This is a genomic window from Streptomyces sp. NPDC052040 (assembly GCF_044548405.1).
Classification (GTDB): domain Bacteria; phylum Actinomycetota; class Actinomycetes; order Streptomycetales; family Streptomycetaceae; genus Streptomyces.
The window spans coordinates 1-14,443 of record NZ_JBIUBV010000010.1 but is presented as its reverse complement, the minus strand read 5'-3'; the positions used below and the strand labels follow the sequence as shown (position 1 = coordinate 14,443).

Here is a 14,443-nt window from a genome sequence, read left to right as displayed (position 1 = left end):
AGGGGAAGCAGGGGAAAGAGGGGGAACCACGGGAAGCCCCCTACGACGCCGCCGCTCAGTCCGTCGGGTCGGCCGGGTGCGGTGCCACGAGAGGCAGTTGCGAGGCCAGCCGCTGCTCGCACAGCTCGACCAGGCGGTCGTACCCCGCCTTGCCCATCAGCTCGATCAGCTCGGCCCGGTACGAGACGTACACCGGATCGCCCGCGCCGTGCGCCGACGTCGCCGAGGTGCACCACCAGTGCAGGTCGTGGCCGCCCGGACCCCAGCCCCGGCGGTCGTACTCGCCGATGGACACCTGGAGCACCCGGGTGTCGTCCGGCCGGTCGATCCATTCGTACGTCCGCCGGACCGGCAGCTGCCAGCACACGTCCGGCTTGGTCTCCAGCGGCTCGCGGCCCTCCCGCAGCGCCAGTATGTGCAGCGAGCAGCCGGCGCCGCCCGCGAAGCCGGGCCGGTTCTGGAAGATGCACGAACCCTTGTAGGGGCGGGTCTGGCGGGAGCCCTCGTCGTCCAGCGCGACCCAGCCGGACTCCCTGCCCACGTCGTGGTTCTGCCAGATCTCCGGCGTGAGCCGTGCCACATGTCCGGCCACCCGCTTCTCGTCGTCCTCGTCCGAGAAGTGCGCGCCCAGCGTGCAGCAGCCGTCGTCCGCGCGGCCCGCCTGGATACCCTGGCAGCCGCTGCCGAAGATGCAGCTCCAGCGCGAGGTCAGCCAGGTCAGATCGCAGCGGAAGATCTGCTCGTCGTCGGCCGGATCGGGGAACTCCACCCACGCGCGCGCGAAGTCGAGCCCCTTCTCGTCGCTCACCTTCGGGGCCGTCCCGGACGCGGACGCCTTCGCCCGCCGGGAATCCTTCGACCCCTTGGAGGATTTGTCGGACTTCGCCTTTTTCGTCTTTGGCACGCATCCAGGGTAAGTGCCTCCCGGCCCCTTCCGGGACTGTGGATCGTCGTACTGGCAGTAGCGTTCCGTACATGAGACTCGGTGTCCTCGACGTGGGTTCGAACACGGTGCATCTGCTGGTGGTGGACGCACACCCCGGCGCACGCCCGCTGCCCGCGCACTCGCACAAGGCGGAGCTGCGGCTCGCCCAGCTCCTCGACGGCGACGGAGCCATCGGCCCCGCGGGCGTCGACAAGCTGGTAGCCGTCGTCCTCGACGCCCTCCAGGCGGCCGAGGACAAGGGCGTCGAGGAACTGCTGCCGTTCGCCACCTCCGCGGTGCGCGAGGCGAGCAACGCGGACGAGGTGCTGACCCGGGTCAAGGAGGCCACCGGCGTCAAGCTCCAGGTGCTGACCGGCGCGGAGGAGGCCCGGCTGACCTTTCTCGCGGCCCGCCGCTGGTTCGGCTGGTCGGCGGGCAAGCTGCTCGTCCTCGACATCGGCGGCGGCTCCCTGGAGATCGCCTACGGCATCGACGAGGAGCCCGACGCGGCGGTGTCGCTGCCGCTGGGCGCCGGGCGGCTCACCGCGGGCTGGCTCCCCGGGGACCCGCCGGAACCCGCCGACGTCAAGGCGCTGCGCCGCCATGTGCGGGCCCAGATCGCGCGTACGGTCGGCGAGTTCAGCCGCTTCGGGGTGCCGGACCATGTGGTCGCCACCTCCAAGACCTTCAAGCAGCTCGCCCGCCTCGCCGGGGCGGCCCGCTCCGCCGAGGGCCTGTATGTGCAGCGGGAGCTGAAGCGGGAGTCCCTGGAGGGCTGGGTGCCGCAGCTCGCCGGAATGACCGCCGGGCAGCGCGCGGACCTGCCGGGCGTCTCCGAGGGGCGCGCGGAGCAGCTCCTCGCGGGCGCGCTGGTCGCCGAGGGCGCGATGGACCTGTTCCGGGTGGAGACCCTGGAGATCTGCCCCTGGGCCCTGCGCGAAGGCGTGATCCTGCGCCGCCTGGACCACATGGCGGCGGGCTAGCCCCCACGCCCTGCGGCCCCCAGAGTGGTTTCCGCACTGTGCCCCGGCCCGCCCCCGTAGCGGCTCCCGCACTGTGCCCCGTGCCACACCCCGCCCTCCGGAACCGGCCCTCCACGTCAAGGCGGCGCCCCGTACGCTGTCCCTCGTGGCAGAACCAGTGGTGCGCGTCCCGGATGCGAAGGTCGCGCTGTCGACGGCCTCCGTCTATCCGGAGTCGACGGCGACGGCCTTCGAGATCGCCGCGCGCCTCGGGTACGACGGGGTCGAGGTCATGGTGTGGACCGATCCCGTCAGCCAGGACATCGACGCACTGCGCCGGCTCAGCGACCACCACCGGATGCCGGTTCTCGCCGTCCACGCGCCCTGTCTGCTGATCACCCAGCGGGTGTGGTCCAGCGACCCCTGGGTCAAGCTCCAGCGCGCCCGCAAGGCCGCCGAGAAGCTCGGCGCGGGCACCGTCGTCGTCCATCCGCCCTTCCGCTGGCAGCGCCAGTACGCCCGGGACTTCGTCGACGGAATCTGGCGCATGGCGAACGAGACGGATGTGCGGTTCGCCGTCGAGAACATGTACCCGTGGCGCTACCGGGACCGCGAGATGCTCGCCTACGCCCCCGACTGGGACGTCACCCGGGACGACTACCGCCACTTCACGATCGACCTCAGCCACACGGCCACGGCCCGTTCCGACGCCCTGAAGATGCTCGACCGGATGGGCGACCGGCTGGGCCATGTCCACCTCGCCGACGGCAACGGCTCCAACAAGGACGAGCACCTCGTCCCCGGCCGCGGCACCCAGCCCTGTGCCGAGGTCCTGGACCACCTGGCCCGCACCGGATTCGACGGGTACGTCGTCATCGAGGTCAACACCCGCCGCGCGATGTCCGCCGCCGAGCGCGAGGCCGACCTCGCCGAGGCGCTCGCCTTCACCCGCCTGCACCTCGCGTCCGCCGCGAAGGTGTCCCGCGGGTGACCGCGGACCCGCCCGCGCCCGGCTCTGCCGGACCCGCGCCCGGCCCTGCCGGACCCCCGCCCGGTCCCGCCGGAGTCGCGCCCGGCCCCGCCGGACCCGCGCCCGGTCCCGCTGAACCTGCGCCCGGTCCCGGCGAGCCCCCGCCCGGCCCCGCCGAGCCCGCCCGCGACACGGCCCCCGTGCGTCGCGGCCGGGGCCGTCCCAGCCGTAGGGCGACGGCGGCGGCCCCCGCCACCCGCGACCGCATCCTGGAGGCGGCCCGCCAGGAGTTCTCCGAGCGCGGCTACGAGAAGGCCTCCGTACGCGGCATCGCCAAGGCCGCCGGGGTGGACTCCGCGCTCGTGCACCACTACTTCGGCACCAAGGAACAGGTTTTCGAAGCCGCCATCGAGGTCGCCTTCGCCCCCGCCCTGAGCGCGCCGGACGCGATCGCCGACGGGCCCCGCGACGCCGTGGGCGAGCGGCTGACCCGGTTCTTCCTCGGGATCTGGGAGAACCCCGCGACCCGTACGCCCCTGCTCGCGATCGTCCGTTCCGCCGTGAACAACGAGGCCGCGGCCGCCGTCTTCCGCCGCCTGGTCGCCGTGCACCTGCTGCGCCGCATCTCCGGGCAGCTCGGCGTGCCCGACGCGGAACTGCGCGCCGAGCTGGCGGCCGCGCAGCTGGTCGGGGTCATGATGCTGCGCCATGTGATCAAGGTGGAGCCGCTGGCGTCGGCCGACCCGGAACAGCTGGTGGCGCGACTGGCGCCGGTGGTCCAGAGCCATCTGCTCCACCCCTGAGCCCCACCCCTGGGCCCCGCCCCGGCCCACCGGGATCCGTGCGCGTTCCTGAAACTCCCGTCCCGTATTCCGGACACTCGTGTCCGTCCCTTGGAGCACCGGCGTACGCTCGACATGAGTCAAGAACTCTCCGAAGGAGCGAGCGACGATGCCCGAGCTGAGGTCCCGCACAGTCACCCACGGCCGCAACATGGCGGGCGCCCGCGCCCTGATGCGTGCCTCCGGTGTACCCGGTGCGGACATCGGGCGGAAGCCGATCATCGCCGTAGCCAACTCGTTCACGGAGTTCGTGCCGGGCCACACCCACCTCCAGCCGGTCGGCCGGATCGTCAGCGAGGCGATCCGGGAGGCGGGCGGCATCCCGCGCGAGTTCAACACGATCGCGGTGGACGACGGCATCGCGATGGGCCACGGCGGCATGCTCTACAGCCTCCCCTCCCGCGATCTGATCGCGGACAGCGTGGAGTACATGGTCGAGGCGCACTGCGCCGACGCCCTGGTCTGCATCTCCAACTGCGACAAGATCACCCCCGGCATGCTCATGGCGGCCCTGCGTCTGAACATCCCGACGGTCTTCGTCTCCGGCGGCCCGATGGAGTCCGGCCGCGCCACCCTGGTCGACGGCACGGTCCGCACGCTCGACCTGGTCGACGCGATCTCCGACGCCGTGAACGACAAGGTGTCCGACGAGGACATCCTGCGGATCGAGGAGAACGCCTGCCCGACCTGCGGCAGCTGCTCCGGCATGTTCACGGCCAACTCGATGAACTGCCTCACCGAGGCGATCGGCCTCTCCCTCCCGGGCAACGGCTCGGTCCTCGCCACCCACACGGCCCGCCGCGCGCTCTACGAGAACGCGGCCCGCACGGTGATGGACCTGACCCGCCGTCACTACGAGCAGGACGACGAGACGGTCCTGCCGCGCGCCATCGCCACCTTCCCGGCCTTCGAGAACGCGATGGCCCTGGACATCGCGATGGGCGGCTCGACCAACACGATCCTGCATCTGCTGGCCGCCGCCGAAGAGGCGGGCGTCCCCTTCGGCCTGGCGGAGATCGACCAGGTCTCGCGCCGGGTGCCGTGCCTGGCGAAGGTCGCCCCCAACGTGGCCAAGGACCGCACCTACTACATGGAGGACGTGCACCGCGCCGGCGGCATCCCGGCCCTCCTCGGCGAACTGCACCGCGCGGGCCTGCTGAACGAGGACGTGCACGCCGTCCACAGCCCGTCCCTCGCGGACTGGCTCAAGACCTGGGACGTCCGCGGCGGCTCCCCCTCGCCCGAGGCGGTCGAGCTGTGGCACGCGGCCCCCGGCTGTGTGCGCTCCGCCGAGGCGTTCTCCCAGTCGGAGCGCTGGGCGGCGCTGGACGTGGACGCCGAGGGCGGCTGCATCCGCTCGGCCGAGCACGCCTACTCCAGGGACGGCGGTCTCGCGGTCCTCAAGGGCAATCTCGCGGTCGACGGCTGCGTGGTGAAGACGGCGGGCGTGGACGAGTCGATCTGGACCTTCGAGGGCCCCGCGGTCGTCTGCGAGTCGCAGGAGCAGGCCGTCGAGAAGATCCTCACCCAGCAGGTCACGGCGGGCGATGTCGTCGTCATCCGCTACGAGGGCCCCAAGGGCGGCCCGGGCATGCAGGAGATGCTGTACCCCACCTCGTATCTGAAGGGCCGGGGCCTCGGCAAGACCTGCGCGCTGATCACGGACGGCCGCTTCTCCGGCGGCACCTCGGGCCTGTCGATCGGCCACGCCTCTCCCGAGGCGGCCTCCGGCGGCACGATCGCCCTGGTCCGGGACGGCGACCGCATCCGCATCGACATCCCGAACCGCACCATCGAGCTGCTGGTGTCCGACGAGGAGCTGAGCACCCGCCGCGCGGCACAGAACGGCGTCTACGCCCCCGCCGCCCCCCGCGACCGCAAGGTCTCGGCCGCCCTGCGTGCCTACGCCGCAATGGCGACCAGCGCGGACCGAGGCGCGGTCCGCGACGTGACCAAGCTGGGCTGACCCGGCGCCGAGCGCCCCGACGGCGAGAAGGGCCGCTGCCTCAGGGGGCGGCCCTTCCGCGCGCGTACCACCGCCGCGCCCTCCCACGGGCCGCCCGCCCTCAGGGAAGGCGACCGGGCACCCGCCCCCGCCGAGGCAGCGGCAGCGGTCGGCCTCACCAGGCCGAAGGATCACCGCCGTCCACCCCGAACACCGTGCCGTCCGGTGCACCGGCGTAGACATGGCCGTCGGCGATCACGGGTTCCGGCGGTGCGGCCACCACCCGGTCGGCGTGGGAACCGAGACGCGGCGCGGTCTGGCCGAGGAGCCGTCCACTGCCCGCGTCGAAGGCGAGCAGCCGCCCGTCCGCCGCGGTGAAGTAGACATGCCCGTCCGCCACGACCGGCGTCGAGCCGCTGCTCACGGATGTCTCGACATGCCAGAGCTGACGGCCCGCGGCCATGTCCACCGCCTCCAGCGACCCTCCGGCCGCCAGCAGATAGACGGTGTTCCCGTGCACGGTGGCCCGGGCGCCGTCCTGGGGGACCGGCAACTCGACGGTACGGGTCGACTCCGACCCCGGGGTGTAGCGGACCAGGGCCTTCGCCCGCCCGTAGTACTGGGCGTCCCCGGAGAGGAAGTAGACGGACCCGTCCGCGCTGCCGAACGGCGTGAGGTTCCCCTTCATACCGGCCTTCCAGCGCACCTCCCCGGTCCGCGGATCCACCGCCGTGACCCGGGTGCCCGAGCCGTCGTCGGAGGTGCTCACCGCGTAGGCCAGCGGGTCCCCGGTGAACGAGGTGAAGTACGGCATGGGCTGGCCGGGAACCGGGCGGTGCCAGCCGGTGTCCCCGGAGTCGGCCTTCACCCCGGTGACCGTGCCGTCGGCGCCGGTGACCAGGATCATGTCCGCCGCCTGCCGCATTCCGCTCGCGGAGTGCAGATAGCGGCGCCAGCGGGTCAGCCCCGAGGCGGGGTCCAGCGCCTCCAGGCACCGGCGCAGGCCCGGCAGCGGCTGGACCAGACCGCCCGAGAGGACCGGCGGCCCACTGCGGACGGACGGGGCGAGCGGATGCCGCCACAGCACCGAGCCGTCGACCGGATTCAGGGCGTAGACCAGCCCGGTCTGCCCGCACAGCAGCTTGCCCGCACCGTACGAGCACTGCGGCACCCCGCCGTCCGTACCGCCGTAGGACGCCTTCGCCTCCCAGGTGCGGAACGCGGCCAGCGTGGTCCGGGGACCGTCCGGGACGGGCTCGTCACCGCCCTGCATCCGTACGGACGCGAACGCCCCGGCCGCCACCAGGCCGAGCGCGCCCGCCACCAGAGCCACCCGCTTGAGCAGCCCCCGGGCTCCAGCACCCGACCGCTCCGCCCGGGCCCCGGCCCCAGCCCCGGACCCGGACCCGCCGTCCGCCACACCACCGGCGGAGTCACCCGCCGCGACACCCGCGAAGTCACCCGCCGCGAACCCCGGAACGCCACCCGGCGCACCGCCCAGAACACCACCCGGCGCAGCACTCTCCGCACCGCCCGGCCCCTCACTCACCACGGCGTCGGACGCACCGCCCCCCGTGTCCCCCGCCGCACTCCCGCCCCGCTGAGCCGGTATGAACGCCTGGGTGTCGTACGAGGCCGCCACCGACCGCAGTTCCCGCATCAACTCGTCGGGAGTGGGCCGGTCCTCGGGCTCCTTGGCCAGGCAGCGCAGCAGCAGCGGCGCGAGACCCTCCGGTACGCCGGTCAGATCCGGCTCGTCGTGCACCACCTGGTAGGCGACGACATAGGGGCTGTCGGAGTCGAACGGCCCCCGGCCCGTGGCCGCGTGCACCAGCACGGAGCCGAGCGCGAAGATGTCCGCGGCCGGGCCCACCTCCCGCGGCCGCCGGAACTGCTCGGGCGCCATGAACGGCGGCGTCCCGATCAACTTGCCGGTCTCCGTGCGGAGTTCGCTGTCCTTCGGCCGGGAGATACCGAAGTCGATGACCTTGGGGCCGTCCTCGGCGAGCAGCACATTGCCCGGTTTCAGATCCCGGTGCACCACCCCCACCCGGTGGATGTCCCGCAGCGCCTCGGCGAGCCCGGCCATCAGCCGTCGCAGCTTGGCGGGCTCCATGGGGCCGGACTGCTTCACATGGTCGGCGAGGGTCGGCCCGGGGATGAACAGCGTGGCCATCCAGGGCCGGGCGGCCTCGGGATCGGCATCGACGACGGGGGCGGTGAAGGCACCGCTCACCCTCCGGGCCGCGGCCACCTCCTGCCGGAAGCGCCCCCTGAACTCGGGGTCCTTGGCGAACTCGGTGTGGACGACCTTCACCGCGAGCCGCAGCCCCGAGGCGCTGCGGGCTAAATGCACCACGCCCATGCCGCCGGAGCCCAGGCGGGATTCCAGACGGTACTGACCGGCGTACTCCGGAAGTTCCGCTTCCGCGCCCGCCCCGGTGTTGCGCTGTGGCGCCATGGACCACCCCCGTGCTCTTGGATCGCGCGCGCGACGCAGGGAGCCTAGTCGATGACTCGTACGAGACCGAGGCGGCTTGCTAGCCTCCGCCTGCGTGTCACACCCCCGGGTTTCGCGGGGTGGGGCGGGGGAATGAACGGGACCCCATGACGGTCATGGGTCTCAACGGGGGAGATTTCGTATGTCTGTTGACCATGTCGGGCGTGCCCGCGCCGACGGAGCCGTACCGAGCGCCGCGATGGCGGCGTCCCTGCGCTACTACTCGGTGGCCCCGGGTACCCGCGTCAATGTCCGCAGCGGCCCCGGCACCGGCTATGCCGTCATACGGGTGCTGCCCGAGGGGGCCAAGGTGCCGATCTACTGCCAGACGCCGGGCACCACGGTCACCGGCCCGTACGGCACGAGCCCCGTGTGGGACAGCATCGGCGACGGCGGCTACGTCGCCGACGCCTATGTGAACACGGGCAGCGACGGCTATGTCGCGTCCCGCTGCGGCTGAGCCGGTCGCGGCCGCCCCTGTGCGGGGCGCGCTGAGCCAGGCCCGCCCGTACCGGGCGGGCTGAGCCGAGGGCGGCGGGGCCCGGGAGGCCACCGGGGTGATAATCGACGCGTGAGCGACGAGAACGGCACTCCGGCCACCCCCCGCGGGCCCCGCCCCGAAGCGATCCGCTTCTTCGGCACGACCTGGGTGGACCACGACGGCGGCTACGGCGCCCGTCGCATCGCGGTGTCCGCGGGCTCGCTGCTGGCCGTCGCGGTCTCCTGTCTGGTGCTGCGCTTCGCCTACCAGGGCCTGGCGATCGCCGCGGTCGGAGCGGCCGTGACCCTGCTGATCGCGGTGATGTTCGCGGTGTGCACGGCGCTGGCGTTCGGCCACACCTGGGGGGCCTTCACCCGGCGCCCCGATCCGGAGCGCCAGGCGTCCCTGCGCGGACTGCTCGCGATCGGCTTCCTCGGCTCGCTGGCCGCCTACTTCCTACGTTCACTGACCGAGGCCCCCGGCGAGAAGCTGCACCGCGAGGAGTACGAGGCCGCCCGCGCCGCCGCCGACAAGCGCGCCTCGCGCCGCACGGGAAACCCGTCCCGCAAGCGCCGCACCTGAGCCTTCGAGCCCCCGCGAGAGCGGTAAAAGCGGCTGTGCCGGGGCATCCGGTGGGCGCACCATGGCCGTATGACCGCGCCTTCCCGCTCCGTGCGGGCCCACTCGTTCAACGCCGCGGCGGCTCAGTACGCCGCGAACCGCCCCTCCTATCCGCCGGTCCTCTTCGACACCCTGGAGGAACTCGCCGGGCGCCCCCTCACCGGCGCCCGTGTCGCGGACGTCGGCGCCGGCACCGGCATCGCCACCGCCCTCCTCGGGGCCAGGGGCGCGCGGGTGGTCGGGATCGAGCCCGGCGAGGGCATGGCGGCCCAGTTCCGCCGCACCCTCCCCGATGTCCCCCTGCTGCGCGCCAGCGGCGACGCCCTGCCGCTCGCCTCCGCCTCCGTCGACTTCCTCACCTACGCCCAGGCCTGGCACTGGACCGACCCCGCCCGCTCGGTCCCGGAGGCCCTGCGGGTCCTGCGGCCGGGCGGCTCACTGGCGCTGTGGTGGAACATGGACGCGGGCGAGGTGCCCTGGATCGCCGCGCAGACGGAGCGCATCAAGCGGTTCTTCGGCGCCGAGCACGCCACCAAGAGCGGCGCGGGCGGCAGCCGTATCGAACTCGTCTTCGAGGGCGCCGCCGAACTCCCCCCGTACACCCACCGCACGCTGCGCTGGAGCCGCACGGTGCCCATCGACCTCCACCTCGCGAACATCGGCAGCCACTCGATCTTCCTCGTCCAGGGCGAGGAGACCACCCGCGCCTTCTTCGCCGAGGAACGGGGCCACCTCCATGCCTCGTTCCCCGACGGCTTCGTGGAAGAGGTCTACGACGTCGCCCTGATCGTCGCGACCCGCCCCTAGCCCCCGAGTCCCCGCACCGCGGTCCGCCCCTTGACGGCCACCTCCGCGCACGCCCATTATTCATCGCATGATGAATAATGGGCGTGCCCATCCGCCCTGCCCCGAACCGCAGTCCCCGACCCCCGCCGCCCCAGCCCCTCCGAGTAATCCCGCCACTCCCGCCGTCCCCGCCGTCCACGCCGACCGCCTCACCGTCCGCCGCGGCACCCGCACGGTCCTGCGCGACCTCGGCTTCTCGGTGCCCCCCGGCCGGATCACCGGCCTGCTCGGCCCCTCCGGCTGCGGAAAGTCGACCCTGATGCGCGCGATCGCCGGCACCCAGGCCAGGGTCACCGGCACCCTGGACGTCCTCGGCCTCCCCGCCGGCTCCGCCGCCCTGCGCTCCCGCATCGGCTACGTCACCCAGGCGCCCTCCGTCTACGCCGACCTGACGGTCCGCCAGAACCTGGACTACTTCGCCTCCGTCCTGGACCCGGGCCGCGCGGCCGCCGACCGCCGCCGCGACCACGTCACCCGGGCCATCGCCGACGTCGACCTCACCTCGCACGCCGACTCCCTCGCGGGCAACCTCTCCGGCGGCCAGCGCAGCCGCGTCTCCCTCGCGGTCGCCCTTCTCGGCGCCCCGGACCTGCTCGTCCTCGACGAACCCACGGTCGGCCTCGACCCCGTCCTGCGCCGCGACCTCTGGGCCCTCTTCCACCGCCTCGCGGCCGACCGGGGCACCACCCTCCTGGTGTCCTCCCACGTCATGGACGAGGCCGAGCGCTGCCACCGGCTCCTGCTGATGCGGGACGGAGAACTGCTCGCCGACGACACCCCGGAGGCCCTGCGCACCCGCACCGGCGCCGAAACCACAGAAGGAGCGTTCCTGCACCTGGTGGACCGGGCGACGGCGAACCGAACGGCCGAAACGGAGACGGTCCGATGACCCCGACGACTCCGAGGACCACAACCCCAACCCCAACGACGACCCACCCGCCGACGAGGGCGCTCACCCCCTCCCGCGCCACGGCCACGGCCGCCCGCGTGCTGCGCCAGCTCCGCCATGACCCGCGCACCATCGCGCTGCTGCTGGTCATCCCCTGTCTGATGCTGGTCCTGCTCCGCTATGTCTTCGACGGCAGCCCGCGCACCTTCGACTCGATCGGGGCGTCGCTCCTCGGGATCTTCCCGCTGATCACGATGTTCCTGGTGACCTCCATCGCGACCCTGCGCGAACGCACCTCCGGCACCCTGGAGCGGCTGCTCGCGATGCCGCTCGGCAAGGCCGACCTGATCGCGGGCTACGCCCTCGCCTTCGGGGCGCTCGCAATCGTCCAGTCCGCCCTGGCCACCGGGCTCGCGGTCTGGTTCCTCGGCCTGGACGTCACCGGTTCGCCCTGGCTGCTTCTGCTGGTGGCGCTGCTGGACGCGCTGCTCGGCACGGCGCTCGGCCTCTTCGTCTCGGCCTTCGCGGCCTCGGAATTCCAGGCGGTCCAGTTCATGCCCGCGGTGATCTTCCCCCAACTCCTGCTCTGCGGCCTCTTCACGCCCCGCTCGCAGATGCACCCCGCGCTGACCGCGTTCTCCGACGTCCTGCCGATGTCCTACGCGGTGGACGGTATGAACGAGGTCCTCCACCATCCGGACATGACCACGGCCTTCGTCCGGGACACCGCGATCGTCGCGGGCTGCGCGCTCCTGGTCCTCGCCCTGGGCGCGGCGACCCTCCGCCGCCGCACCCCCTGACCCCCCCCGCACCCACCGCCCCGCCTGGTGCCCGCCCCGCCCGGTGCTCGGCCCCGCCGTCCCGTCCACCGGACAACACACCCCGAACACCCCTCCCGGTGCGAGGATGAAACAGGACGACGCAACCCCCGGAGGGCACCCGCACCATGACCCAGAAAGTCGCAGTCCTCGGCACCGGAAAGATCGGCGAGGCCCTGCTCAGCGGAATGATCCGAGCCGGCTGGGCCCCCGCCGACCTCCTGGTCACCGCCCGCCGCCGGGAACGGGCCGAGGAACTCCGCAGCCGCCACGGCGTCACCCCGGTCTCCAACGCCGAGGCCGCGAAGACCGCCGACACCCTCATCCTCACGGTCAAGCCGCAGGACATGGGCACGCTCCTGGACGAACTCGCACCGCACATCCCCGCCGACCGCCTGGTCATCAGCGGCGCCGCGGGCATCCCCACCTCGTTCTTCGAGGCACGCCTCACCACCGGCACCCCGGTGGTCCGCGTCATGACCAACACCCCGGCCCTCGTCGACGAGGCCATGTCCGTCATCTCGGCCGGCAGTCACGCCACCGAGGCCCACCTCGCCCACGCCGAGGAGATCTTCGGAGCCGTCGGCAAGACGCTCCGCGTCCCCGAGTCCCAGCAGGACGCCTGCACCGCCCTGTCCGGCTCGGGCCCCGCGTACTTCTTCTATCTGGTCGAGGCCATGACCGACGCGGGCATCCTGCTCGGTCTGCCCCGGGACAAGGCCCATGAGCTGATCGTCCAGTCCGCGATCGGCGCGGCGGTCATGCTCCGCGACAGCGGCGAACACCCGGTGAAGCTCCGCGAGAACGTCACCTCCCCGGCCGGTACGACGATCAACGCCATCCGCGAGCTGGAGAACCACGGTGTACGGGCGGCCCTGATCGCCGCGCTGGAGGCGGCCCGCGACCGCAGCCGCGCGCTGGCCTCCGGCAACAGCTGACCGCGCGCCCACCGCCACCACGGCGGCGGTGGGCACCGGCCCCTCAACCGGTCATCCGTTCATCCGTTCATACGGCGGGCAGTAGCCCGATCGCCCGGTAGGCCGCGTCCACCCGCGGCCGGGCCATCCCTCTGGCCCGCTCCGCGCCCGCCCGCAGCACTCCGTCCACATAAGAAGGATCCGCACACAGCTCCTGGTGCCGCTTCCGCACCGGCCGCAGCGCCTCGACCACGGCTTCCGCGGTGTCCTTCTTCAGTGCGCCGTACGACGTGCAGCCGCCGCCCAGCTCCTCGGGGTCGCCCCCGGTGCAGGCGGCGAGGATCTCCAGCAGGTTCGCCACCCCGGGCTGGTTCTCCCGGTCGTAGGCGACCTCCGAGCCGCTGTCCGTCACGGCCCGCATGATCTTCTTCCGCACCACGTCCGGCTCGTCGAGCAGATAGACGATCCCCGGCCCCGAGTCGTCGGACTTCCCCATCTTGGACAACGGGTCCTGGAGGTTCATCACCCGGGCCGCGACCGACGGGCGGGTGGCCCGGGGCACCGTGAAGGTGTGCCCGTACCGCTGGTTGAACCGCACCGCCAGATCCCGGCTCAGCTCCACATGCTGGGTCTGGTCCTCACCCACGGGTACTTCGTCCGTCCCGTACGCCAGGATGTCCGCCGCCATCAGCACGGGATACGTCAGCAGGGACAGCCGGACGCTGCCGCCCCGCTGCTGCTCACGCGCGGCCTTCTCCTTGTACTGGATCATCCGCCGCATCTCGCCGTCGGTGGCCACGCACTCCAGGACGTACGAGAGCCGGGCGTGCTCGTCCACATGGCTCTGTACGAACACGGTGCACAGCTCGGGGTCGAGCCCCGCCGCCAGCAGCAGCGTCGCGGCCTGGCGACTGAGCCTGCGCACCCGCGCCGGATCGTGGTCCACGGTCAGGGCATGCAGATCGACGATGCAGAACACGGCGTCGGACCGGTGCTGGTCCACCTCCGCCCAGCGGCGCATGGCTCCCAGATAGTTGCCCAGCGTCAGGTGCCCGGTCGGCTTGATCCCGCTGAAGACCCGTGTCATCTCTCCACCCTCTTGGTCGGGACCGCCGCTTCCGGCGGGCCGCCTCCCGTGGAGGAGAAACAAGAACGGCCGCCGGGGCGGCGGCCGTTGTGCGCATACGTGAGTGGCGGCCGCCGTCAGGCGGCCCACCACTGCTGGTTGCACGTACGCGAAGTCATGGCCACGAGAGTACGCCTGCCGGGGGCCGTGGGGAACGAGTTGACACGCCCTGGGCCCGTCCGTAAAGTTCTCCGAGTTGTCCGACGTGAGCGCCGACTCCGGTCGGTCCCCGGACAGCCATTCCGCAGGTAAACACCGATACATCGGCACTGTGTAGCCGTGTGCATCGACATGCTTATTTTCGGAATGTGGATCCGTGTTCGAAGCATTTGCGAGGACGCAGCCCCCGATTAGCTCGGGAGCGAGGAATCCGCTAAAGTCTCACTCGTCGGAACGGCCGAAGGGCCGGGAAGACAACCCCGGTTGACGGGGGGTCAGGACCCGGAGGGATTCGAAAGAGCCCACAGGATCTGATAAAGTCAACACCGCCGGAAGGCCGAAAGGCCGGAAAGCACCGAGGAAATCGGATCGAGAAAAGATCTGATAGAGTCGGAAACACCGAAGGGAAGCGCCCGGAGGAAAGCCTGAGAGAGTCTCTCGG

General features: G+C 72.3%; 13 protein-coding genes. 10 read left to right on the top strand and 3 right to left on the bottom strand.

Features of this window, described 5'->3' with window-relative positions:
• Positions 1-55: 55 nt before the first annotated feature.
• Complete coding sequence (locus ACIHAA_RS20620) at positions 56-904, bottom strand: hypothetical protein (RefSeq protein WP_399819136.1); 849 nt, start codon at positions 902-904, stop codon at positions 56-58.
• 71 nt (positions 905-975) lie between these two features.
• Here ACIHAA_RS20620 and ACIHAA_RS20615 point away from each other — a divergent pair, with 71 nt between their 5' ends.
• From ACIHAA_RS20615 to ilvD, 4 genes are all read left to right on the top strand, one after another.
• The gene (locus ACIHAA_RS20615) at positions 976-1,908 is read left to right on the top strand and encodes a Ppx/GppA family phosphatase (RefSeq protein ID WP_399819134.1); all 933 of its coding nucleotides are present in this window, start codon (positions 976-978) and stop codon (positions 1,906-1,908) included.
• Between the two features lie 145 nt (positions 1,909-2,053).
• Positions 2,054-2,878: a sugar phosphate isomerase/epimerase family protein gene (locus ACIHAA_RS20610; protein ID WP_399819132.1), complete on the top strand. Its 825-nt coding sequence runs from the start codon at positions 2,054-2,056 to the stop codon at positions 2,876-2,878.
• Positions 2,879-3,057: 179 nt separating this feature from the next.
• Positions 3,058-3,660 carry a TetR family transcriptional regulator gene (locus ACIHAA_RS20605; protein WP_399819130.1) on the top strand — a complete coding sequence of 201 codons (603 nt, stop codon included), beginning with the start codon at positions 3,058-3,060 and terminating at the stop codon, positions 3,658-3,660.
• A gap of 148 nt (positions 3,661-3,808) precedes the next feature.
• Positions 3,809-5,665 (top strand): dihydroxy-acid dehydratase, encoded by a 1,857-nt coding sequence (gene ilvD / locus ACIHAA_RS20600; protein ID WP_399819127.1) that lies wholly within the window; start codon positions 3,809-3,811, stop codon positions 5,663-5,665.
• Positions 5,666-5,819: 154 nt separating this feature from the next.
• Here ilvD and ACIHAA_RS20595 read toward each other — a convergent pair whose 3' ends face one another.
• The gene (locus ACIHAA_RS20595) at positions 5,820-8,105 is read right to left on the bottom strand and encodes a serine/threonine-protein kinase (RefSeq protein WP_399819125.1); all 2,286 of its coding nucleotides are present in this window, start codon (positions 8,103-8,105) and stop codon (positions 5,820-5,822) included.
• Positions 8,106-8,286: 181 nt separating this feature from the next.
• Here ACIHAA_RS20595 and ACIHAA_RS20590 point away from each other — a divergent pair, with 181 nt between their 5' ends.
• From ACIHAA_RS20590 to proC, 6 genes are all read left to right on the top strand, one after another.
• Positions 8,287-8,604, top strand: coding sequence for an SH3 domain-containing protein (locus tag ACIHAA_RS20590; RefSeq protein WP_399819123.1), 318 nt, complete (start codon positions 8,287-8,289; stop codon positions 8,602-8,604).
• A 111-nt stretch (positions 8,605-8,715) separates the two neighbouring features.
• A complete protein-coding gene (locus ACIHAA_RS20585; RefSeq protein WP_399819120.1) occupies positions 8,716-9,207 on the top strand; it encodes an EamA/RhaT family transporter in 492 nt (163 codons plus the stop codon).
• A gap of 69 nt (positions 9,208-9,276) precedes the next feature.
• Positions 9,277-10,053, top strand: a complete 777-nt coding sequence (locus ACIHAA_RS20580; RefSeq protein WP_399819118.1) for a class I SAM-dependent methyltransferase — start codon at positions 9,277-9,279, stop codon at positions 10,051-10,053.
• 67 nt (positions 10,054-10,120) lie between these two features.
• Positions 10,121-10,981, top strand: a complete 861-nt coding sequence (locus tag ACIHAA_RS20575; RefSeq protein WP_399819116.1) for an ABC transporter ATP-binding protein — start codon at positions 10,121-10,123, stop codon at positions 10,979-10,981.
• A complete protein-coding gene (locus tag ACIHAA_RS20570; protein ID WP_399819114.1) occupies positions 10,978-11,781 on the top strand; it encodes an ABC transporter permease in 804 nt (267 codons plus the stop codon). Before ACIHAA_RS20575 ends, ACIHAA_RS20570 begins: the two co-directional genes overlap by 4 nt.
• A gap of 146 nt (positions 11,782-11,927) precedes the next feature.
• Entirely contained in the window at positions 11,928-12,737 is an 810-nt protein-coding gene (gene proC / locus ACIHAA_RS20565) for a pyrroline-5-carboxylate reductase (protein WP_399819112.1), read from the top strand.
• A gap of 67 nt (positions 12,738-12,804) precedes the next feature.
• Here the strand turns inward: proC and trpS are convergent, their stop codons facing one another.
• Positions 12,805-13,803, bottom strand: coding sequence for a tryptophan--tRNA ligase (gene trpS / locus ACIHAA_RS20560; RefSeq protein ID WP_399819110.1), 999 nt, complete (start codon positions 13,801-13,803; stop codon positions 12,805-12,807).
• Positions 13,804-14,443 lie beyond the last annotated feature (640 nt).